Source organism: Serratia sp. B501, assembly GCF_051172315.1.
GTDB classification, from domain to species: Bacteria; Pseudomonadota; Gammaproteobacteria; order Enterobacterales; family Enterobacteriaceae; genus Serratia; species Serratia ureilytica.
This window is the reverse complement of record NZ_JBPIZB010000001.1, coordinates 90,372-109,584: the sequence shown is the minus strand read 5'-3', so window position 1 is coordinate 109,584 and position 19,213 is coordinate 90,372. Positions and strand designations below refer to the sequence as shown.

The window sequence follows — 19,213 nt, the reverse complement described above, 5'->3', positions numbered from 1 at the left end:
GGCATGAGCGACGCTATTTTGTGATCCACATCCCAACTTAAATGTGGATAATGAATCGTCTTGAACCGCGATTCGATTAGCCGATTTGATAACTCGAAAACAACAGTGAACGGAGATTACGCTTTCACGAACAACGAATAATTCATTAAGGGATGATTATATGAAGTTAAGAAAAAAACGACATAAACCGATGCACATTAACGACATCACCATCATCGATGACAGCAAACTCAAGAAGGCCATTACCGCCGCGGCCCTCGGCAACGCAATGGAGTGGTTCGACTTCGGCGTATACGGCTTTGTCGCCTATGCGCTTGGCCAGGTCTTCTTCCCCGGCGCCTCTCCCGGCGTACAAATGATCGCCGCGCTGGCGACCTTCTCCGTCCCCTTCCTGGTGCGTCCGCTCGGCGGTCTGTTCTTCGGCGCCATGGGCGACAAGTTCGGCCGTCAAAAAGTGCTCTCGGTCACCATTATCATCATGGCGGTCAGCACCTTCTGTATCGGCCTGATCCCGTCCTATGCGTCGATCGGCATCTGGGCGCCGATCCTGCTGCTGCTGGCCAAACTGGCGCAAGGCTTCTCCGTCGGCGGTGAATATTCCGGTGCGGCGATCTTCGTCGCCGAATACTCGCCGGACCGCAAACGCGGCTTTATGGGCAGCTGGCTGGACTTCGGCTCCATCGCCGGCTTTGTGATGGGCGCAGGCGTAGTGGTGCTGATCTCCAGTATCGTCGGCGAAGCCAACTTCCTCGACTGGGGCTGGCGTATCCCGTTCTTCATCGCCGCGCCGCTGGGCCTGATCGGTCTCTACCTGCGCCATGCGCTGGAAGAAACCCCGGCGTTCCAGCAGCACGTGGACAAGATGGAGAAAGAGGATCGCAACGCCATCGAGAATCCGCCAAAGACCTCGTTCAAAGAGATCGCGGCCAAACACTGGAAAAGTTTGCTGGTGTGCGTCGGTATCGTGATTTCCACCAACGTGACCTATTACATGCTGCTGACTTACATGCCGAGCTACCTGTCGCATAACCTGCACTACTCGGAAGATCACGGCGTTCTAATCATCATCGCCATCATGATCGGCATGCTGTTCGTGCAGCCGGTGATCGGCCTGACCAGTGACCGCATCGGCCGTAAGCCGTTTATCATCGGCGGCAGCATCGGCCTGTTGGCGTTGGCGATCCCGTGCTTCATTCTGATCAACAGCAACGTCATCGGCCTGATTTTCGTCGGCCTGCTGGTGCTGGCGGTGCTGCTCAACTCCTTCACCGGGGTGATGGCCTCCATCCTGCCGGCGATGTTCCCGACGCACATTCGCTACAGCGCGCTGGCGATTTCGTTCAACATTTCGGTATTGATCGCCGGTGCGACGCCGACCGTTGCCGCCTGGCTGGTGGAAGCAACCGGCAACCTGTACATGCCGGCCTACTACCTGATGGTTGTTGCGGTGATCGGTCTTATCACCGGTCTGTACATGAAAGAAACCGCCAACAAGCCGCTACGCGGCGCGACGCCGGCCGCCTCTGACCGCTCCGAGGCAAAAGAGCTGCTGCAGGAAACCTACGACAACATCGAACAGAAAGTCGAGGACATCAACGCGCAGATCGCCGAACTGGAAAAGAAAAAACAGATCCTGATCGACCAGCACCCCAAACTGGACTGATTCGCTCTGACAAGCAAAAACCACCCGCCCGGGTGGTTTTTTTTGCCTGGCGTGCACAGAGTGGTAACTTGACCCGGCGGATGCCGAAGGAGAGATGAATGAATCAGTTTCAGGAGATGGCGACCTATATCGCCGTGGTCGAGGCCGCCAACATCAGCGCCGCCGCCCGCCGCTTGGGCACCACCAAGTCGGTGGTCAGCAGACGCATCCAGCAGTTGGAGACGCGCCTTGGGACTGTGCTGTTCGAACGCGGGAAAACGCTTGGGCTGACCGACGCCGGCCACCTGTTCTATCAGCGCGCCGTTCTCATATTAAGCGAAGTGAGCGATGCCGAAGAGTCGGTGCGAACACTGCACGGCCAACTGCAGGGCCCATTGCGGTTAACCGCGCCGATGGCGTTCAGCATCCGCTATCTGGCGCCGCTGTTATCCGCCTTTATGGAACAATACCCGAACCTCAATCTGGACGTGGAGTACAGCGATCGCCTGGCCAATCTGAATCAGGAAAATTTCGACGTCGCCATCCGTATCGGCGCCTTGGCGGATTCCGACCTGATCGCGCAGCGCATCTGCGCCAACCGTCACTTGATTTGCGCCAGCCCAGCCTATCTTGCGCGTCAAGGCACGCCGACGCACCCGCAACATCTGCAACAGCATCAGGGGTTGCTGTATATTCACCGCGAGCCGACCGGCATGCTGCAACTCCCCATCGAAGGCGAGATCCGATCGTTTCGTATCGGCAGACGCCTGCGCACCGATAATGCTTTTCACCTGCTGGCGGCGGCGAAAGCCGGTTTGGGCCTCGCCATCCTGCCCGCATTTATCGCCGCCGACGCGATACGCGCAGGGGAACTGCGCATTGTGCTGGCCGCCTATTCACCCGACGGCGGCGACATTTCCGCCGTCTATCGCCGTTCAAAACGCGCATCCCCCAAGATCAAGGCGCTGGTGGACTTTCTGAGTGAGCACATTGGCCCTACGCCCAGTTGGGAAACCGCGCTGTCCCCTTTCCTGACGTCAACCTGAAAGGTTCGCAGAACGCGAACAGCAGGTTCGAATTTCGCCCGCTTGTCGCTTTTATCTCCGGGTTTTAGTCTGCAGAACACACCTTCCGCCCGCTCTGGAGACTACGCCATGAAAGACCTGTCACGCCGTCAGCTGATATCCCAAACGCTGGCCGTTTCTGCCGCCGCCACGCTCAGCGCTTGCGCATCAAGTTCCGCGTCGGCGGCGCAAACACAACCGGCCCAACGCGCCAGCGAGCCATCCACCTTCGACGTGATCATCGTCGGCGGCGGTTCCGCCGGCGCGGTGATGGCGGCTCGCCTCAGCGAAAACCCAACGCGCCGGGTCCTGCTGATAGAGGCCGGACACAGTTACGCGCCCTACGATTATCCGCGCCTCATCGCGAACAGCGACGTGCTCGGCGCCAATGGCGACCCGGAATTCGAATGGGGATACCGGACAGAACCCGGCTATGTCAGCCACGCGATCGGCGCCATCCGCGGTAAAGTCCTGGGTGGCAGTTCAGGCGTCAACGGCGCCGTGGCGATCCGCGCCCGCCCGGAAGATTTCAAACGCTGGGATCTGCCGGGATGGCGCTATCAGGATCTGCTGCCCTCCTTCAAAAAACTGGAGACTCGTCATGGCCTGCACGACCGCGCAATCCATGGCGATAGCGGTCCTTTCCCCGTCGTGCAACTCACATTGGATGACATCACGCCAATGCAACGCGCTTTCGTCGCCGCCACGCGCGCCAACGGCTATGACGCCATCGACGATTTTGACGGCCCTTCAGCGAATGGCGTCGGCCCCTACCCGATGAATATTGTCAACGCTGTGCGCGTTAACACCGGCATGGCCTATCTGGATGAGAAAACGCGCGCCAGAGACAATCTCATCCTGCGTGCCGATACGCTGGTCGACCGCGTGATATTTGACGGACAGCGCGCGATCGGCGTTCGCCTGGCCAGTGGCGAAGAAATCCATGCCGCTGAAGTGATCCTGAGCGCCGGAACCTACGGCAGCGCCGCCGTTTTGATGCGATCCGGCATTGCGCCTGCGCAACAGTCGAAGCGTCTGGGGATCCCCGTCGTTGCCGATTTGCCCGTCGGTGAAAACCTGGTCGATCACCCTTTTTATTACAATGCCTACGCAGCCCGCCCCGACGTCATCGGCAGCCAATCGCCGGTTATCGGCGCCAAGCTGTGGACCCGCAGCAGCCGGGCGGAACCGGGGGAGCTCGATCTGCACATTACCGCGACGCATCTGTTCCCACATGACCAAAGCCCCACCGGCGTCGGTTTTGTCCTGGCGGTGGCGCTGACCCGGCCGCAATCCACCGGACGCATCTGGCTGGAAAGCCGCGATCCAATGGCAGCCCCTCACATTGACCTTAACTTCCTGGCGCAAGAGAGCGACCGTGTTCGCTTGCTGGAGGGGGTTAAACTGGCGCGAAAAATAGGGCAAACCGCCCCGCTGTCTACACTTATCCACAGCGAGCTTGCGCCCGCCGCAGACAGCGACGAGGCCATTCTGGCCTCGATGACGGCGACGTTGGATACCTATCATCACCCGACCTCCTCCGCGCCGATGGGGAATGCCGGCGACCCGAAGACGGTCGTTGACCTTCAGGGCCGCGTGCACGGCGTGCACGGGCTTCGGGTTGTCGACGCCTCCATTTTCCCCGACGTGCCCTCCGTCGCCACTAATGTGACGACGATCGCCACCGCCGAGCATATCGCCCGCCACTATGCCTGACCGTTTGGCGGCAAGATAGGCTGTTGAAACCCGGCCGGTCACCCTGATGGCCGGCCTTCGCCATTCCGCAGCGGCGCGCTCTTCAACATCGGCGATCTCAGCCTTACCATTTCGCGCCTGTTTCACTGGTTCGAAAGCCAGCGTGGATAGCCTGGGTTCGCGATAACGCAGGCGGCGAGCAAACATCGGCTATGATTGATAGACGTTACGTCATTTTCCGAGATTGTCGCTCGCGATAAAGAGGACCGCATCATGACCGACTATGTGTTCTACAATCAGATCCTGACCCGACTGGCCGCCAATCATCCCGGCACGCTGGATGAGAAAACTTACGAACTGTGGAAGCAGGACGCCACCAGCCCGCACGCCTTCGCAGATCCCTTCGCCTATCTCAAAACCAAGGGGCTGATACAGGCCTACGTGATGAGCGACATCGACGAGAACAACTATGATATCGATCCGCACCAAACGCGGATCACCGCCGCCGGTCTCGACTTCATCCGCAGCGGCGGGTTCAAATAAGACGCAAAAACCGCCCAACGGCGGTTTTTTTACCCTAAAAAGCGTCCGGACCGTTTCAGGCGGGGAAAGGCCGATAAAAAATACGCAGCACTTCACTGTCGCCCTGGCGTAGAAAACCGCCTTCCGGCTGCCAGCGCAGATCGCGCGCCAGATTGAGATTTTCCCAGCCGACCGCGCCTCCCACGCCGATGCAAAGATTTTTATTGCCTGCGGCAAATCCCGCGCCGGTGCCGATCATGGCATGCAGCAATCGGGGCGAGGCCGCGTCGCGCATGGAGAATATCCCGATAAAACATCCCTGCGGGGCGCGCAGCATATCCGCCATGGTGCGGATCTCGGTATCGTCGGGGCTGACGAAATGTTTGTACTGCTTATCGAACACCGTCAGCCACAGCTGCTTGTATTTCGCCTTACTGAGCGCGCCGGAACGGTGGGCGCACAGCACCACCGCATCCCAACACATCTCCCCGCTGAGCGAAAGATACTCTTCCGTATTCTCCTGCGGCTTATCGGCATAATGCCGCGCAAATTCAGCGGCATTCAGATGCGGCGGCACGGCCTGTTTGGCGACGTCACTCTTGTAGCGCTTGAAATTCAACCAATGCATGGGAAGTCTCCTCTTCACCCGATAGATTAATAAATCCGCAGCCGTGAATGAGACGAGCCATCAAATCCAGCGCGTCGTCGGCAACGGCGGTGTCGTCGTCGTTCAGCCCCTGTTCCACCGCCCGCTCAATGGCGCTCATCACCGACGTCGCGCTGGTTTCTTCCCCTTGCGCTACCACGTCCAATACGGCCCTGCCGATCGCCAGACAAAGCTCATGATCAAACTCAACCTCTTTATACGGCTGCATACTCACCCCGATAAATTTTTACCCAAGAATACTAGACCACAATGACGCATCGCGCCTGCGGCCGTATCGCGGCGATCGGTGCAGCCGACAGAGAAATGCATCAGGCCCCGGATGGAAGAACCGGGGCCTGATAAATGGCAGGTTATTGTGGCGGCTGTTCGGTAGGGCGAATGATAAAGCAAGTGGCGGTTGCCGAAGCCAGCAGTTTCCCTTCCGCCGTTTTGAGCGTGCCTTCCGCGAAAGCGACGTTTTTCGACGCATAGACCAGACGCCCCTCGGCGATCAGATCAATCTCCTTCGGCACCGGGCGCAACATTTTCACCTGCAGATCGACGGTGCCATAACCCGTCCCTGCGCCCAGCGTACTGTGCACCGCGCAACCGGTCACCGAGTCCAAAACGGTGGCGGCGAAGCCGCCATGAACGCCGCCCAGCGGGTTAAGGTGGCGTTCGTCGGCCCGCGCCACGATGCGGATATATCCCTCTTCAACCGCGGCCGGTTTCATGGGCACCGTTTCAGCGATCGAAGCCGGTGGAATTTTGCCGGCCATCGCTGCCTGTAATAACGCCAGCCCCGTCATTTTTGTCGGATCCATAACTCTCTCCTCTGGTGGTAAATCCGTCATATAGGAGAGGTCTGACCTCTTGGCTTGCTTTTTCGTGCTAATGCCGCTTTCCACCCGCTCTCCATATTCTTTGAATGTGACCGACATCACTCTTTAAGGTTAATAACCACAATTTATTAATGCCTTTAGATTTAAAACAACTTTCTGCTGTAAACGCCGCCGGAAACTGAACGCAGTTAAGTTCAACATTATTAAGGCGTATCTATCATGGATTTCTTTCTGCAATTAGCGGTTATATTGGCATGCCTGCTGTATGGGGCGCGTAAGGGCGGCATTGCGCTGGGGTTGCTGGGCGGTATCGGTTTGATGATCCTGGTGTTCGGCTTTCACCTGCAGCCCGGCAAACCGCCGGTAGACGTGATGCTGGTGATCATCGCGGTGGTGGCGGCCTCCGCCACCCTGCAGGCCTCAGGCGGGTTGGACGTCATGCTTCAGATCGCCGAGCGGATGCTGCGGCGCAACCCGCGATATGTCTCGATCATCGCGCCGTTCGTCACCTGCATTCTCACTATCCTGTGCGGCACCGGCCATGTGGTGTACACCATCTTGCCGATCATCTATGACGTGGCGATCAAAAATAACATCCGCCCGGAACGGCCAATGGCAGCCAGCTCGATCGGCGCGCAGATGGGCATTATCGCCAGCCCGGTCTCGGTGGCGGTCGTTTCACTGGTGGCGATGCTCAGCAGCTACACCTTCAATGGCCGCCATCTGGAATTCCTCGATCTGCTGTCGATCACCATTCCTTCCACCCTGTGCGGCATTCTGGCGATCGGTATCTTCAGCTGGTTCCGCGGCAAAGACCTGGACAAAGATCCCGAGTTCCAGAAATTTATCTCGGTGCCGGAGAACCATCGCTACGTCTATGGCGACGCCGCCACCCTGCTGGACCGGGTATTGCCGCGCAGCAACTGGATCGCCATGTGGATTTTCCTCGCCACTATCGCCCTGGTGGCGGTGCTGGGGGCCTTTTCCGACCTGCGGCCCAGCTTCGGTGGCAAGCCACTTTCCATGGTCCTGGTGATCCAGATGTGCATGCTGATGGCCGGGGCGCTGATCGTCATCATTACCCGCACCAACCCGGCGTCTATCTCTAAAAACGAGGTGTTCCGTTCCGGCATGATTGCCATCGTGGCGGTGTATGGCGTCGCCTGGATGGCGGAAACCATGTTCGGCGCGCACCTGACGCAGATAGAAGCCACGCTGGGCGTGCTGGTGAAAGAGTACCCCTGGGCCTATGCGCTGATCCTGCTGCTGGTGTCGAAATTCGTCAATTCGCAGGCTGCCGCGCTGGCGGCGCTGGTGCCGGTGGCGCTGGCGATCGGCGTCAACCCGGCCTATATCGTCGCTTCGGCGCCGGCCTGCTACGGTTATTATATTTTGCCGACCTACCCCAGCGATCTGGCGGCAATTCAGTTCGACCGCTCCGGCACCACCCGCATCGGCCGCTTCGTGATCAACCACAGCTTCATTCTACCGGGCCTGATCGGCGTCAGCGTCTCCTGCGTCTTCGGCTGGATCCTCGCCGCGGCGTTCGGTTTCTTATGATCTGTACTGTGGAGCCCTGCGGGGCTCCCTGCAGGCAGGGGGGCGGCATGACAAGAAAGGAAAAAAATGCAGGCGTAATGCGAATTTCAGGCACAAAAAAACCGCCTCTCGGCGGTCTACGACATTACTACTTATTGCTTTGATTATTCGGTATTTTCGTTCCCTGGTACCCGGGGCGGGACTTGAACCCGCACAGCCATAAGCCGAGGGATTTTAAAAAGCTAGTATATGCTTTTAGTTTCAATAAGTTAAGTTTAATCAGTAGGTTAGAAATGCGCATCGTTGAGCATTATGACGCGTTGTGCGCTTCTGCTGCCATTAATTCAGGCCCTTTTTCGCCAGAAATCTTATCAAATGGATTCAACGTCAACGCTGCCTCAAGGTGATCGGGGGCGAAGTGTGCATATCGCATTGTCATCATAATCGTGCTGTGACCGAGTATCTGTTGAAGCACCAAAATATTGCCGCCCCCCATCATGAAATGGCTTGCGAACGTGTGCCGCAGAACGTGAGTACGCTGACCCGTTGGTAACTCGATGCCAGCCCGTTTAAGCGCGTGCTTAAACGCATCATATGATGTGCTGAAAAGCGCCCCTCGCGTTTTCGGCAGCAAATCCTGCAACCGTTTTGATATTGGAACCGTTCTGTTTTTGTTGCTTTTCGTGTTGATGAAAGACACGCGGCCAGGCAGAACCTGAGATTGCCGCATTGATTCAGCCTCACCCCAGCGTGCACCGGTTGCCAAACAGAGACGAACAATGATACCCAGGCTTTTATTATCCGACTCATCACAAGCTGCCAGCAGGCGCTTAATTTCGTCGGGGTAAAGGAAAGATAATTCCTGATCACCCTCCTTAAATTGGCGAATGCCATCCAAGGGGTTATTGCCTTCCCATTCCCCCAATCGCTTCAACTCGGAAAACACTGCGTGCAGATATGATTGCTCTCGGTTTACCGTTGCCTCTTTAATAGCCTTACGCCCCTTTGCCAGCCATTCACCAGCAAGCCGGCGTTCGCGATATACAGCAAACATATTCTTATCGACTTCATGCGCCAACGGATCGCCAAGACGTTCGCAGATAGCTTGCAGCTTCGAAAGCCGAGACTCACCGGAAGTCAACGTTTTGCCGTGCATGTCATACCAGCGCTGGATCAGATCGGCCAATTTGACCGCGCCATCACCAACTTCAACAGCTTTCTTATTTGCCAAAAGGCGGCGCTCGTAGGAAAGCGCCTCCCCTTTAGTGGCGAACTGCTTTCTAATGCGCTTTCCATCACGTCCGTAAGGGAAACACTGGCATAACCATTTGCCTGATGGAAGTTTGCTAACTGCCATTAGTATTTACCCACTTCATCATGATCATGAGCATCATCGCTGTCGATTTAACGGTTTGGTTAGCGAACATCTTTTCATTTTCCGCCTTATTCGGTTCTGGCTTAAAAGCGGAATCTAATTGTTTTACTAACTCAGCCGCATAAGGCTTGAAATCATCAACCGATTTCATTTTTCGGCTTATGTCATCTGATAATAAATTTTTGCTGTATAGCCCTGCAATAAAGTCAGCACAGGTTGCAAGTTTATTTTGCTGTGATGCTTTTTGCCACGTGAGAGCGTTAGCCTCATGCAGTGTTCCACCTTGATACCAACTGTTAGCAAATGCAGCGTTTGAACCAATCGCCATAATTGCCACGAAAACAAAGAAACCATATTTAAAAAAACATGCTGCCCGAGCATTAATTAATTTCATTGTCCCTCTACCTTTTTATTTGGTTTTGAATGCGCGAACGAATCGCCAACCGCCTGTATATTTAACCGTGCCGAGTCATCCATTGCTCGATAGTTATCAACTAGCTTTTGTTCTTCTGTTGATATATTTGATTCGGGGGTTTTTACCCCGGTCAATATATAGGCAACGTCTATCCCAAAATGGCTGTTAAGCAGCGCAAGAGTAACGGCGTCGGGCATGGTTTCCCCTCTCTCGTATTTACCCCAGGTGCGGGTAGATATGCCAAATGTGGAGGCGATGGACTCTTGGCTGTTACCTGATTTTTCCCTTTCTTCGCGCAGACGGCTACCGATCAGGAACAATAATTCCTCTTTCCCGGTTGACATAGGAACATTTCTTCCTTAGATTGTGTTGTACAGGAACTTAGTGGATCACAATATAACACTATGAAACAAGCCAATCATGCGCCGCGCTCACGTTTGCCTGGCGGAATTGCTGCAAAAAACCCGATCCCTATGCGCTTATCAGATGCAGAGCGCGCGGAGTTGGAAGCCATCGCAGCAAAAGAAAGTCGTTCGATTTCAAGCATGGCGCGCCTGGTGTATCTGCGCGGCATTGAATCCATCCAGGCGGAATGACGGGGTAAATCATGGCGAACACCACGATAAACATCACCGTTCCTACAGGTTATGTCGCTCTGGAAGCATACGCCGAAATGACAAAAATCCCGATCGGCACCTGCCGGCGGATGGTTAGGGATGGCCGGATAATCATTCGTCCGAAAGCGAACCCAAAGGACAAGATCGAGGTAAACCTTGTCGCCATGCTGAAAGACGCAATAGCCAACAGTTGAGGCAGAAACATGCAACCAATTGAACACGCTATAACCAAAATAAGCCGCAATTCTTCACGCTATCGCGGCTTTGTTATCACTTATCGTCCGCGCACTATCGTTAACCCAATAGCCAGATATGAAGTAAGCCAAGGCGATCAGTCTTATGGCTTATTCGATGCGCAAGCACAGGCGACTGGCTATATAGACCAACTTTACTCACAGCACCAGGCGGCAGCATGAAACAAGCATATATCACTTTAGTGGGCGACCTTCTGGCGCAGTACCACGCAAAAGCCAACAACATCAACGCCGCCACGGCGATTGCGCCAGCTGTACGAGCTGTTTCGCTGAACGATTACGCATACCGTCTGTGCATCGGCCTGACCGGTCTGCTGAGTACAGCGGAAGCCGCCGGCCACGCCCCGGACGCCGCCGTTATCGACAGTCTGATCATGCGCTGCAACAACGGCGATATTCCTCACCCGCGAGCGGTTGAACAGTCCGCATGAGCCGGGAAAGCCCGGCCCTATCTGAGAGCGCACCCTCCCATCAACGTGTGGGGGATTGGCGTCCGGGGTGTGCTCCCAGATAGGAAATGAAACCCGGTTGCGTCCTTACAAAAGAATGGGCTGCTTAGATCGGGCGATTACCTTCTCATGCGCCGGGCATGGCTAAAACCCGGCATATATTTCAGTGGGCACATTCAGCGCTTACTGAAATATATCCACCACCCGAAATAAAAAATGCCGCCTTTTTGGTGGCGGGTTTCCTACATCCTGAATTCAGGGGGTTTTTATGAACGAAGCCGAATTAATGAAGTTGCTTGCAGATGCCCGCTGCGTTTCACGGCTGCAACTTCTGGAGTTGTTGAGCACGAGGATTGAACGCCTTGAGGCCGACAACGCCACCCGCGATCAAATCCTTTCCATGCTGAAAAGCTGGATTTCCGCCCGCCAAAAGATCGGCACTCAACAAGAAGGTGCCGCGAAATGAACACCTTCATTGCTGTAATCGCAGTCTGGTTTGTCCTCGCCTTTGCGGTCGTGGGCTGGTTCGCATACCGCCAGTGCAAATGCTGCCGGGAGTTTAATCAACAGTGCATGCCGCCTGAATTGCGCAATTACGACTAAGGACGCCCAATGGCCGATCAAATCGACATGGCACAGGAACGGCATCAGCTAATCCTTGACGCCCAAATCAAAAACGCCCGCCCGCAACCTTGCGGGCCTTCTGCATTTCACTGCGAGGAATGCGGAGCACCTATCCCTGAGCAGCGCCGCTGCCTGATTCATGGCGTCAGCACCTGCGTGCACTGCCAGGCCACCAGAGAAGCAAAATCACGCCATTTCAAGGGGTAAAACATGACACCACAACAGCAAGCGCAGCAATGGTTGCGCGAAAACTGCCTGATTCTGGACACCGAAACCACCGGTCTTGGAGAAGATGCCGAGATCGTAGAAGTCACCATCATCGACACGGACGGCCAGGTTCTGCTGAACACGCTGGTAAAACCGCGAAGCGTGATCCCTGCCTCCGCGACAGCCATTCACGGCATTACAAACGAAATGGTAGCGACTGCGCCATCCTGGCCGCATGTGTGCCGCAGTCTTTACGACATTATCAGCGGGCGCAAAGTCGTGATTTACAACAGTGACTTCGACACCCGGATTCTTGATCAGACCAATGATGATTGGGGGATCACGATTCACTTTAAAATCGAGCGACCAACGTTTGAATGCGCAATGCTGGCCTACGCCGAATTCTACGGCCAGAACAGCGAGCGCGGCGGGTACAAATGGCAAAAGCTGACCGCCGCCGCTGAACAGCAAGACGTCATTATCGAAGGAACGCCGCATCGCGCTCTTTCTGACTGCCTGACCACTCTCGGCGTGATTAAGGCAATGGCAGCCGGAGGTGTTCGCCGCGCATCGCACGGAATAACGGCACAGAAAGCTGTCGATATCCTTAACGGGTTATTTCAGGTAGACCCAGATGCGATCACAGCTCTGGTTGATAATCGCGTTAAGTGCTCTGAATATTTCGCCAAAAAGACAGCGGCAACGGTAGGTATCTGCGACAGCACCTATATCATCGGCATGATTGGCGTCATCAATGCGCTGATTGCCCCTGAAGTGATAGCAGCAATTTATGATGGTAATGAGCTGAAGGGTTTCGCTGTAGCTGATGTCGTTTTTGCAGGCGGTGACGCATGAACCGCCCAGCGCTGAAATGGCTGGGCAGCAAGGCCAGCATAATAGACACGCTGCGCCAGCACCTGCCAGCCGGAAAGCGGCTGGTTGAACCGTTCGTCGGCAGTGGCGCGGTGTTTCTCAACACCGACTATGAAAGCTATCTGCTGTGCGATATCAACAGCGATCTGATCAACTTCCACAACGTCGCCAAAAACCTGCCGGACGTCCTGATCCGCGAAGCGCGCAACCTGTTCACGGAGCACGCCAGCGAAGCCGGATATTACGCTGTACGCGCCGATTTCAATCTGGGATGCGACAGTAATTTCCTGTACCGCGCCGCACAATTTCTTTACCTGAACCGCCACGGCTTCAATGGCGTTTGCCGCTACAACCTGCGCGGCGAGTTTAATGTGCCGTTCGGTCATCGAAAAGCACCCTATTTCCCCGAAGACGAGATCCGAGCTTTCTCTGAGAAGGCGCGGGCAACAAAAGCGATTTTCCTGTGCTGCACATTCCAGGAAGCGATCAGGATGGCACAGGCCGGCGACGTGATTTATTGCGATCCGCCCTACATCCCGGCCAGCGCCACCGCCAATTTCACAAGCTACCACACTGACGGCTTTACCAGCGAACAGCAGAGAAAGCTGGCGCGCATGCTGCGCATTGCGGCAAAACGCGGCCGCCACGTCGTAGCCTCGAACAGCGAAACCGACGCCGCGCGGGAGCTGTATTCCGATTTCATCATCACAACCGCCACCGCACGCCGTTCTGTCAGCGCCAAAGCTGCCAGCCGCGCAACAGCTGGCGAGATCATCGCAACTATGAAGGCATCAACCGTAGAGGGGGGATGAGTAGGATGGCAAAGCTGAACAAGAAAGAGCGCGCCTGGCTTGACGAGCTGCAAGAGATTCTGAACCGCTGCCCGTCCGAGCGTCTGGGATTCTTCACCATCGGCGACCCGCGCATATACGTCTATGACCGTAGCAAGGATAAGGAAATTGACGCCCATCAGGATCGCAATGGGCGCGAGTTCTGCCATAGCGTTAATGCGCTGAATGCTGGTTTCTGCGACCTGGATTTCCCAGCCGCCATTCACTCTACAGCCGGTTAAGGGGGAAGCATGACACGTCTGATTAACTTCATCGGGAAATGGCTTCTCATTGCAGCTGTAATTCTCGGCCTCAAGCAACTGCTAATTTTTTCTGGCTTGGCCCCTGTCGAGCCAACCTTGTCCGAGTTAATGAAACCAGAGCCTGCGCCGATTGTGTTCACGATTCAGGACTATAGGAGCAACCAGAAATGACACTAACGACTGAGCAATTGAGAGCACGCGCTAAGATCTGGCGCAAAAAAGCAGTAGATGCGAAGTGGCAATCCGTGAGCATCGCGCAGGACATGCTGCTGAATGCTGAGGCATTTGACGAGCTGGCGGATAACCGGGAGGCGCGGCCGGTGTATCAGTACCGCATGCGAAACCCGTACAACGGCCAGGTGACAGATTGGGAAACCATCAAGCCTGAAAAGGTAGATTTCATCCTGAAGGAAACCATTGCGGCCAACGTTGAGTTTCGAATCATTGCCGCCCCGCCAGCGCCAGCCAATGCAAAAGCTACGGGCTATTTCTTACGCTATCGCGTGGAATGGCATACCCCGTCGAAGTGGTCAGCGTGGGCCGAAATTGATGAAGCCACATACGATAAAGCCGTCAAAATAATCGCTACGGGCGAGGCCGACGCAGGGCGGTTCTATGAGGCTCGCATTCTGTACGATGCGCCGCCAGCGCCAGCAGTGCCGCCGGAGGTGTCGCCTGCCGACATTCCGCAAGAACACAATATCAACACGTACTCCGGCATTACGTGGGCAGCATCATGGAACGCCTGCCGCGCCGCAATGCTGGCTCAATCTGTAAGTCGCGGTTACAAGTTTGTTCCGGTAGAACCGACAGAAGACATGATCGCCGCTGCCATGAACTGCGACGACGTGACATTCACCAACCCAGAAACCTTCTGCGTTAACTTCGGCAACATCTACGCCGCCATGCTGGCGGCAGCACCAGAGGGCCGCTCAAATGATTAAAGTGAGTGATCTCTTTGCCGGCCTGGGTGGTTCATCTACCGGCGCAGAAATGGCGGGTGCTGAAGTGGTTTGGGCCGGCAATCACTGGCCGGCCGCCGTCGAAGCCCATAAGGCGAATCATCCCGGCGCAATCCACGTTTGCCAAGACCTGCACCAGGCTGACTGGTCATTGATGCCTCAGCACGATCTGATGATGGCCTCGCCGTGCTGCCAAGGCCACAGCAAAGCACGCGGCAAGAAGGCAGGAAACCCGCAGCACGACGCCAGCCGTTCCACGGCGTGGGCGGTGGTATCTGCTGCCGAATTCCACAGAATGCCGAAAGTCATCATCGAAAACGTGCCGGAGTTCCTTCAGTGGGGGCTTTACCCAGCATGGGAAGCGGCGATGCAAGCCCTGGGATATTCTCTTGCGCCGCACATCGTGGATTGTGCTGATCTCGGTGTTCCGCAAAACCGCGTGCGACTGTTCATTATCTGCACCCGTAGCAAAAAACCACTGTTCCTGAAGTTACCAAAAATGCCGCATGTGCCGGCCAGCACCTTTATCGACTTCGACGCCGGCAAATGGCAGCCGATTGAAAAACCGGGGCGCGCAGCTGCAACGCTGGAGCGCGTTAAAAATGGCCGCGCACAGTTCGGTGATCGTTTCCTTTTCAGCTACTACGGCAACACCAAAACAGGCCGCTCTCTTTCCCGTCCGATTGGCACGATCACCACGCGCGATCGCTGGGCGGTTGTCGACGGCGATCGCATGCGCATTTTGACCCGCGACGAAAACTTGCTGGCGATGACGTTCCCGGAGGACTACATCAAACCGCCATCGCACAAGCTGTGCGTACACATGGCGGGCAATGCTGTGCCGCCAAAAGCTATGTGTGAATTCATCACAGCATTGGAGGCTCAGGGATGAAAAAGCCTATTGCCATCGCCATTGCGGCTCTCTACCCACGACACAATCACATTCAAGATCTTCATGTGTTGGCGCATCTCAATCGAGTGCTTGCCTTCGCCCGGTGCGGCCGTCGTTGCGGGAAAACCTACGCAGCCAGCCAACAGGAGCTGATCCGCGCTGCGTTCAAGCTCTCCGCAGGCGCGACGCTGCGACTTCTTCATGCCAGAAGAAAGCAGCCTCTTAGGGACAGGATGGTCAGTTATGACCCTGCCAGCGGCCCAGACCAGTCAGTTGAGTGCGTATATAAACGCAACTACGCCACAGGCGGTTTAACACTGGTATCGGTCAATATTTTGTCGCGTAAGTGGCAAAACTCGCCGTGGTTTTACTTAGACGAGTGGCCGTGGGCGTGAGTAAACCCATTCGCGGCCGTCACCAACCATCACCGCCGTTGCCATACCCTGGCAGCGGCGCGCCTGCTTTTGAATGGGCCTTTCCGTGGAACGCCCCACGCCCGGCGATCGATCCACCTGTAGACCTGCTGGCAGAAAGCCAAAAACAGACCGAAGAACAGATCGCCGCCACCCTGCGCGCGCATCATCTGCTTGAGCAGCAGCCGCAACTGATACAGCGCGACGTGCGTTACCACATCAGCCAGCTGGAAGAATCACAGGGTACCCGCCGGGGCAATGCGTACTTGACGAAAAACTTTGTCGAGCGCGTATTGCCACGGCTTGATCTCGTCCACGAGAAATACCGCATTTCAGAAAACAACATCGACGCCGATCTGTGCCAGCGGTTCAATCGGTTGCCAGATGCCAGCCGCGCCGACGTCGAGCTGTTGGCCAAGGATATCGCGATCACCATCAAGCGCGAGTTAAGCGTGATCGATGAAGATGCCGGCGGTGCCTCAGAGTTCCTGAGCGTGCTGGAGCTATACCTGGGCGCAGCTGCCTTGACCCGCAGATTCAAACAGACCCCGCCGCTATGGGATACCTATCAGTCTGACGGCGAAAAAATGACGGTCGAGAATACCGGGCCGGCGGTGCGGCGCATGCTGTCCGAAAACTGGTGGCTGCGCCGCCTGCGCCGGCATGCTGACCGCTGGAAAGAGCACTTGCATATCGCGATCGGCCACGTCAGCAAGAAGGCAACGCCATACGCCAGCCGGCCAACGGTCGGAGACTGGCGGGAGCAGAAGCGGCGCACACGCGAATTTCTCAAGTCGATGGAACTTGAGGACGACGAGGGCAACCGCATTTCGCTGATCGACAAATACGATCACAGCGTGGCGAACCCAGCGATCCGCCGTTGCGAGCTGATGGCGCGCATCCGCGGCTTTGAGAATATCTGCAATGAAATGGGCTTTGTGGGAGAGTTTTACACCCTGACGGCCCCTTCTCGCTTCCACGCCACCAACAAGCACGGCCACCGCAATAAAAAATGGCGCGGGGCCAGCCCGGACGAAACGCAGCGCTACCTGCGCGGCGTCTGGGAGCGCGCCCGCGCCAAGCTGCACCGCGAAGACGTTCGAATTTTTGGGATCCGCGTGGCCGAGCCGCATGCCGACGGTACGCCGCATTGGCATATGTTGCTGTTCATGCGTCCTGAAGCCGTGGAACAGGTGCGCAGTATTCTGCGCAGCTACGCCTGCGAGGAAGACGCCGGCGAGCTGTACAGCGAGCGCACCAGAAAGGCCCGTTTCCACGCTGAAGCCATCGACCCAGAGAAAGGCAGCGCCACCGGCTACATCGCTAAATACATCAGCAAAAACATCGACGGTTACGCGCTGGATGGTGAGCTGGACGACGACAGCGGCAAAGAGTTGAAGGAAGTCGCCCCGGCCGTGTCTGCCTGGGCGGCCCGCTGGCGTATTCGTCAGTTTCAGTTTATCGGCGGCGCGCCGGTAACGGTTTATCGTGAGTTGCGCCGCATGGCCGATCATGAAACCGCCGTCGGCCTCAGCGTCGAATTCGCTGCCGTGCACGATGCCGCCGACTGCGGGAAGTGGGCGGAGTACGTCAACGCCCAGGGCGGGCCGTTTGTCCGCCGCGATGATCTGGTCGTGCGCACCTACTACGAGCCGGCAGAAACACCGAACGATTACGGCGAAGACGTGATCCGGATCCGTGGGGTTTTCTCTCCACCGGTCGGCATCGACACGCCAATCATCACCCGCACGACAGAATGGAAATTTGTGCCGGCGCGTGCCGTTGACCTGGCCGTTGACCTTAAGGGCGCGCCTGCGCCCTCTCGGAGTTCTGTCAATAACTGTACGGCATCGCCGGAAAGGTTAAAAACCAAACAGCCACCGGAGCCACCGCCACCACCTGAAAACCTCAATTTTGAGCAATTAACCGACAAAGAGCGGCGGTTGTTGCTCCGGCGGATACGCAGCGAATCGCCAGAAAGAGTGAAAAACCCATACGCGGCAGTCGCCGAGGGCTTCACCTTGCCTGATGAAGGGGATTATCTGCCCCAAATCCGGGCAAAACAGCCAGATCCAGACAGCCTGGCACGCTGGCGCGAACAGATTCGCCAGGAACAGCAGCAGCGCGCGCTGGCGTATTTCTACCTGGGCGACATTCAGGATGCGGCAGCTGACAGACCGGCGGGCGCGAGCGAGGGGATCGGCACACTCCGCCGGCCACTCAGTCCGCAGGAACGCCGGATAGAAAGCTTCGCTGAGTCGATAGGCTTCAGCCTGGACGACAACATTTTGAAGGCGGCGGCCAAAGGAGCAACGGTGATCATTGACGGGAAGCGATATAGAGCGCGGGCTGACGGTTGCTTGTACCTGCAACCGATGCCAGCGGCCACACCAAACGCGCTGAATCGCCTTACTGCGCTATGGAAACGGCAGGTATCCGAGAAGGAAAGGCTTGTCGGCAATCATTTGAGAAAAGAAGCGGCAAAACAACAGAAATCGGAGGAATAGCATGACTACATCAGCAGAACGTAAACGCAGCCAGCGCCAGCGCGACAAGGCCAACGGCATCACCACGATAACCCTGCGCGTCGATAGCCAGGAAATGGCGATGATCCTGGAAGGTTGCCAGCAGCGCCGGATCGCGAGGGAGCCTTACGAGGTGACGGAATACCTGATAGGCCTCATACGGCAAGACAATAAGCTGTTGCATAAACAACTGACCGAGCTGCGTAAAAGTAGCTGTGGGAAATGCGGCGACACGTTGCCGGGCGATCCGGGCGGGTGCTGCATGCAAGGTGATTCGCAATGCTGGCAGACCACCGGCTACAAGAAGCTGATGCTGACAACGCTGTAGAACCTTCGCCAGTCGAGAATAGCAGTACCGGGGAAATGACGCAATCAAAATGAATGAATATTCACAAAAATGAATAACACCAGCCCAGCAACATAGAAACCCGCATATTACCGCCCCCACCAAAGCGCCTATACGCCACACAGCGAGGCGCTTTTTCTTTGCACCAACGATCGCACATCAAATCTGATCGCCTCGCAGCGATGCGCAAGTGAATGCGGTGCGGGGTTTGCGGGGGA

At 56.3% G+C, this 19,213-nt stretch carries 27 protein-coding genes; 21 read left to right on the top strand and 6 right to left on the bottom strand.

Annotation, left to right across the window (positions count from 1 at the left end):
• Positions 1–160 precede the first annotated feature (160 nt).
• The 4 genes from proP to ACSBQV_RS00635 all read left to right on the top strand — a co-directional run bounded on the left by proP (position 161) and on the right by ACSBQV_RS00635 (position 4,944).
• Positions 161–1,663: a glycine betaine/L-proline transporter ProP gene (gene proP, locus ACSBQV_RS00650; RefSeq protein WP_025302375.1), complete on the top strand. Its 1,503-nt coding sequence runs from the start codon at positions 161–163 to the stop codon at positions 1,661–1,663.
• 98 nt (positions 1,664–1,761) lie between these two features.
• On the top strand, positions 1,762–2,688 hold the full coding sequence (locus tag ACSBQV_RS00645; protein ID WP_099782726.1) for a LysR family transcriptional regulator: 927 nt from the start codon (positions 1,762–1,764) through the stop codon (positions 2,686–2,688).
• A gap of 108 nt (positions 2,689–2,796) precedes the next feature.
• Positions 2,797–4,422, top strand: coding sequence for a GMC family oxidoreductase (locus tag ACSBQV_RS00640; RefSeq protein ID WP_099782728.1), 1,626 nt, complete (start codon positions 2,797–2,799; stop codon positions 4,420–4,422).
• A gap of 252 nt (positions 4,423–4,674) precedes the next feature.
• Positions 4,675–4,944 (top strand): hypothetical protein, encoded by a 270-nt coding sequence (locus tag ACSBQV_RS00635; RefSeq protein WP_033642645.1) that lies wholly within the window; start codon positions 4,675–4,677, stop codon positions 4,942–4,944.
• Between the two features lie 55 nt (positions 4,945–4,999).
• Here the strand turns inward: ACSBQV_RS00635 and ACSBQV_RS00630 are convergent, their stop codons facing one another.
• The 3 genes from ACSBQV_RS00630 to ACSBQV_RS00620 form a co-directional block, all read right to left on the bottom strand.
• On the bottom strand, positions 5,000–5,551 hold the full coding sequence (locus ACSBQV_RS00630) for a hypothetical protein (protein WP_033642644.1): 552 nt from the start codon (positions 5,549–5,551) through the stop codon (positions 5,000–5,002).
• The gene (locus tag ACSBQV_RS00625) at positions 5,517–5,798 is read right to left on the bottom strand and encodes a hypothetical protein (protein WP_033642643.1); all 282 of its coding nucleotides are present in this window, start codon (positions 5,796–5,798) and stop codon (positions 5,517–5,519) included. Before ACSBQV_RS00625 ends, ACSBQV_RS00630 begins: the two co-directional genes overlap by 35 nt.
• A gap of 142 nt (positions 5,799–5,940) precedes the next feature.
• Positions 5,941–6,393, bottom strand: a complete 453-nt coding sequence (locus ACSBQV_RS00620) for a PaaI family thioesterase (RefSeq protein WP_047026312.1) — start codon at positions 6,391–6,393, stop codon at positions 5,941–5,943.
• A 237-nt stretch (positions 6,394–6,630) separates the two neighbouring features.
• Here ACSBQV_RS00620 and ACSBQV_RS00615 point away from each other — a divergent pair, with 237 nt between their 5' ends.
• A complete protein-coding gene (locus ACSBQV_RS00615) occupies positions 6,631–7,971 on the top strand; it encodes an anaerobic C4-dicarboxylate transporter (RefSeq protein ID WP_033642641.1) in 1,341 nt (446 codons plus the stop codon).
• A 289-nt stretch (positions 7,972–8,260) separates the two neighbouring features.
• Here ACSBQV_RS00615 and ACSBQV_RS00610 read toward each other — a convergent pair whose 3' ends face one another.
• The 3 genes from ACSBQV_RS00610 to ACSBQV_RS00600 are packed head-to-tail and all read right to left on the bottom strand — an operon-like array spanning position 8,261 to position 10,084.
• Entirely contained in the window at positions 8,261–9,307 is a 1,047-nt protein-coding gene (locus ACSBQV_RS00610) for a phage integrase (protein ID WP_421087742.1), read from the bottom strand.
• Positions 9,297–9,719, bottom strand: a complete 423-nt coding sequence (locus tag ACSBQV_RS00605; RefSeq protein WP_434991404.1) for a hypothetical protein — start codon at positions 9,717–9,719, stop codon at positions 9,297–9,299. Before ACSBQV_RS00605 ends, ACSBQV_RS00610 begins: the two co-directional genes overlap by 11 nt.
• Positions 9,716–10,084 carry a helix-turn-helix domain-containing protein gene (locus ACSBQV_RS00600; RefSeq protein ID WP_033654151.1) on the bottom strand — a complete coding sequence of 123 codons (369 nt, stop codon included), beginning with the start codon at positions 10,082–10,084 and terminating at the stop codon, positions 9,716–9,718. Before ACSBQV_RS00600 ends, ACSBQV_RS00605 begins: the two co-directional genes overlap by 4 nt.
• Positions 10,085–10,144: 60 nt before the next feature.
• Here ACSBQV_RS00600 and ACSBQV_RS00595 point away from each other — a divergent pair, with 60 nt between their 5' ends.
• The 16 genes from ACSBQV_RS00595 (at position 10,145) to ACSBQV_RS00520 (ending at position 18,977) form a co-directional block, all read left to right on the top strand.
• Complete coding sequence (locus tag ACSBQV_RS00595; RefSeq protein ID WP_033654152.1) at positions 10,145–10,336, top strand: hypothetical protein; 192 nt, start codon at positions 10,145–10,147, stop codon at positions 10,334–10,336.
• 11 nt (positions 10,337–10,347) lie between these two features.
• Complete coding sequence (locus tag ACSBQV_RS00590; RefSeq protein WP_033654153.1) at positions 10,348–10,551, top strand: hypothetical protein; 204 nt, start codon at positions 10,348–10,350, stop codon at positions 10,549–10,551.
• Between the two features lie 9 nt (positions 10,552–10,560).
• The gene (locus tag ACSBQV_RS00585; RefSeq protein ID WP_072055815.1) at positions 10,561–10,773 is read left to right on the top strand and encodes a hypothetical protein; all 213 of its coding nucleotides are present in this window, start codon (positions 10,561–10,563) and stop codon (positions 10,771–10,773) included.
• Positions 10,770–11,042, top strand: a complete 273-nt coding sequence (locus ACSBQV_RS00580; RefSeq protein ID WP_197764807.1) for a hypothetical protein — start codon at positions 10,770–10,772, stop codon at positions 11,040–11,042. Before ACSBQV_RS00585 ends, ACSBQV_RS00580 begins: the two co-directional genes overlap by 4 nt.
• A gap of 286 nt (positions 11,043–11,328) precedes the next feature.
• Positions 11,329–11,526 (top strand): hypothetical protein, encoded by a 198-nt coding sequence (locus ACSBQV_RS00575; RefSeq protein WP_033654155.1) that lies wholly within the window; start codon positions 11,329–11,331, stop codon positions 11,524–11,526.
• Positions 11,523–11,663 (top strand): hypothetical protein, encoded by a 141-nt coding sequence (locus ACSBQV_RS00570; protein ID WP_161801555.1) that lies wholly within the window; start codon positions 11,523–11,525, stop codon positions 11,661–11,663. The genes ACSBQV_RS00575 and ACSBQV_RS00570 overlap by 4 nt, the downstream gene beginning before the upstream one ends.
• 9 nt (positions 11,664–11,672) lie before the next feature.
• Positions 11,673–11,891 (top strand): TraR/DksA family transcriptional regulator, encoded by a 219-nt coding sequence (locus ACSBQV_RS00565; RefSeq protein ID WP_395756287.1) that lies wholly within the window; start codon positions 11,673–11,675, stop codon positions 11,889–11,891.
• Positions 11,892–11,894: 3 nt separating this feature from the next.
• Complete coding sequence (locus tag ACSBQV_RS00560; RefSeq protein WP_434991403.1) at positions 11,895–12,746, top strand: 3'-5' exonuclease; 852 nt, start codon at positions 11,895–11,897, stop codon at positions 12,744–12,746.
• Positions 12,743–13,576 (top strand): Dam family site-specific DNA-(adenine-N6)-methyltransferase, encoded by an 834-nt coding sequence (locus ACSBQV_RS00555; protein WP_434991402.1) that lies wholly within the window; start codon positions 12,743–12,745, stop codon positions 13,574–13,576. The genes ACSBQV_RS00560 and ACSBQV_RS00555 overlap by 4 nt, the downstream gene beginning before the upstream one ends.
• A gap of 5 nt (positions 13,577–13,581) precedes the next feature.
• The gene (locus ACSBQV_RS00550) at positions 13,582–13,836 is read left to right on the top strand and encodes a hypothetical protein (protein ID WP_434991401.1); all 255 of its coding nucleotides are present in this window, start codon (positions 13,582–13,584) and stop codon (positions 13,834–13,836) included.
• 9 nt (positions 13,837–13,845) lie between these two features.
• The gene (locus ACSBQV_RS00545; protein WP_434991400.1) at positions 13,846–14,028 is read left to right on the top strand and encodes a hypothetical protein; all 183 of its coding nucleotides are present in this window, start codon (positions 13,846–13,848) and stop codon (positions 14,026–14,028) included.
• Positions 14,025–14,801 carry a hypothetical protein gene (locus tag ACSBQV_RS00540; protein ID WP_434991399.1) on the top strand — a complete coding sequence of 259 codons (777 nt, stop codon included), beginning with the start codon at positions 14,025–14,027 and terminating at the stop codon, positions 14,799–14,801. Before ACSBQV_RS00545 ends, ACSBQV_RS00540 begins: the two co-directional genes overlap by 4 nt.
• Complete coding sequence (locus ACSBQV_RS00535) at positions 14,794–15,711, top strand: DNA cytosine methyltransferase (RefSeq protein WP_434991398.1); 918 nt, start codon at positions 14,794–14,796, stop codon at positions 15,709–15,711. Before ACSBQV_RS00540 ends, ACSBQV_RS00535 begins: the two co-directional genes overlap by 8 nt.
• Positions 15,708–16,106 carry a hypothetical protein gene (locus tag ACSBQV_RS00530; RefSeq protein ID WP_434991397.1) on the top strand — a complete coding sequence of 133 codons (399 nt, stop codon included), beginning with the start codon at positions 15,708–15,710 and terminating at the stop codon, positions 16,104–16,106. Before ACSBQV_RS00535 ends, ACSBQV_RS00530 begins: the two co-directional genes overlap by 4 nt.
• 38 nt (positions 16,107–16,144) lie before the next feature.
• Positions 16,145–18,631, top strand: coding sequence for a replication endonuclease (locus ACSBQV_RS00525; RefSeq protein WP_434991429.1), 2,487 nt, complete (start codon positions 16,145–16,147; stop codon positions 18,629–18,631).
• A 1-nt stretch (position 18,632) separates the two neighbouring features.
• Positions 18,633–18,977 carry a hypothetical protein gene (locus tag ACSBQV_RS00520; RefSeq protein ID WP_434991396.1) on the top strand — a complete coding sequence of 115 codons (345 nt, stop codon included), beginning with the start codon at positions 18,633–18,635 and terminating at the stop codon, positions 18,975–18,977.
• Positions 18,978–19,213: the final 236 nt, after the last annotated feature.

What these genes read in the sequence shown, in the direction of transcription:
- ACSBQV_RS00530 (WP_434991397.1), top strand. Translation starts at nt 15,708, where the DNA reads ATGAAAAAGCCTATTGCCATCGCCATTGCGGCTCTCTACCCACGACAC.
- ACSBQV_RS00590 (WP_033654153.1), top strand. Translation starts at nt 10,348, where the DNA reads ATGGCGAACACCACGATAAACATCACCGTTCCTACAGGTTATGTCGCT.
- ACSBQV_RS00540 (WP_434991399.1), top strand. Translation starts at nt 14,025, where the DNA reads ATGACACTAACGACTGAGCAATTGAGAGCACGCGCTAAGATCTGGCGC.
- ACSBQV_RS00600 (WP_033654151.1), bottom strand. Translation starts at nt 10,084, where the DNA reads ATGTCAACCGGGAAAGAGGAATTATTGTTCCTGATCGGTAGCCGTCTG.
- ACSBQV_RS00520 (WP_434991396.1), top strand. Translation starts at nt 18,633, where the DNA reads ATGACTACATCAGCAGAACGTAAACGCAGCCAGCGCCAGCGCGACAAG.
- ACSBQV_RS00630 (WP_033642644.1), bottom strand. Translation starts at nt 5,551, where the DNA reads ATGCATTGGTTGAATTTCAAGCGCTACAAGAGTGACGTCGCCAAACAG.
- ACSBQV_RS00610 (WP_421087742.1), bottom strand. Translation starts at nt 9,307, where the DNA reads ATGGCAGTTAGCAAACTTCCATCAGGCAAATGGTTATGCCAGTGTTTC.
- ACSBQV_RS00635 (WP_033642645.1), top strand. Translation starts at nt 4,675, where the DNA reads ATGACCGACTATGTGTTCTACAATCAGATCCTGACCCGACTGGCCGCC.
- ACSBQV_RS00570 (WP_161801555.1), top strand. Translation starts at nt 11,523, where the DNA reads ATGAACACCTTCATTGCTGTAATCGCAGTCTGGTTTGTCCTCGCCTTT.
- ACSBQV_RS00645 (WP_099782726.1), top strand. Translation starts at nt 1,762, where the DNA reads ATGAATCAGTTTCAGGAGATGGCGACCTATATCGCCGTGGTCGAGGCC.
- ACSBQV_RS00585 (WP_072055815.1), top strand. Translation starts at nt 10,561, where the DNA reads ATGCAACCAATTGAACACGCTATAACCAAAATAAGCCGCAATTCTTCA.
- ACSBQV_RS00605 (WP_434991404.1), bottom strand. Translation starts at nt 9,719, where the DNA reads ATGAAATTAATTAATGCTCGGGCAGCATGTTTTTTTAAATATGGTTTC.
- ACSBQV_RS00595 (WP_033654152.1), top strand. Translation starts at nt 10,145, where the DNA reads ATGAAACAAGCCAATCATGCGCCGCGCTCACGTTTGCCTGGCGGAATT.
- ACSBQV_RS00580 (WP_197764807.1), top strand. Translation starts at nt 10,770, where the DNA reads ATGAAACAAGCATATATCACTTTAGTGGGCGACCTTCTGGCGCAGTAC.
- ACSBQV_RS00550 (WP_434991401.1), top strand. Translation starts at nt 13,582, where the DNA reads ATGGCAAAGCTGAACAAGAAAGAGCGCGCCTGGCTTGACGAGCTGCAA.
- ACSBQV_RS00640 (WP_099782728.1), top strand. Translation starts at nt 2,797, where the DNA reads ATGAAAGACCTGTCACGCCGTCAGCTGATATCCCAAACGCTGGCCGTT.
- ACSBQV_RS00575 (WP_033654155.1), top strand. Translation starts at nt 11,329, where the DNA reads ATGAACGAAGCCGAATTAATGAAGTTGCTTGCAGATGCCCGCTGCGTT.
- ACSBQV_RS00625 (WP_033642643.1), bottom strand. Translation starts at nt 5,798, where the DNA reads ATGCAGCCGTATAAAGAGGTTGAGTTTGATCATGAGCTTTGTCTGGCG.
- ACSBQV_RS00620 (WP_047026312.1), bottom strand. Translation starts at nt 6,393, where the DNA reads ATGGATCCGACAAAAATGACGGGGCTGGCGTTATTACAGGCAGCGATG.
- ACSBQV_RS00535 (WP_434991398.1), top strand. Translation starts at nt 14,794, where the DNA reads ATGATTAAAGTGAGTGATCTCTTTGCCGGCCTGGGTGGTTCATCTACC.
- ACSBQV_RS00615 (WP_033642641.1), top strand. Translation starts at nt 6,631, where the DNA reads ATGGATTTCTTTCTGCAATTAGCGGTTATATTGGCATGCCTGCTGTAT.
- ACSBQV_RS00555 (WP_434991402.1), top strand. Translation starts at nt 12,743, where the DNA reads ATGAACCGCCCAGCGCTGAAATGGCTGGGCAGCAAGGCCAGCATAATA.
- ACSBQV_RS00545 (WP_434991400.1), top strand. Translation starts at nt 13,846, where the DNA reads ATGACACGTCTGATTAACTTCATCGGGAAATGGCTTCTCATTGCAGCT.
- proP (WP_025302375.1), top strand. Translation starts at nt 161, where the DNA reads ATGAAGTTAAGAAAAAAACGACATAAACCGATGCACATTAACGACATC.
- ACSBQV_RS00565 (WP_395756287.1), top strand. Translation starts at nt 11,673, where the DNA reads ATGGCCGATCAAATCGACATGGCACAGGAACGGCATCAGCTAATCCTT.
- ACSBQV_RS00560 (WP_434991403.1), top strand. Translation starts at nt 11,895, where the DNA reads ATGACACCACAACAGCAAGCGCAGCAATGGTTGCGCGAAAACTGCCTG.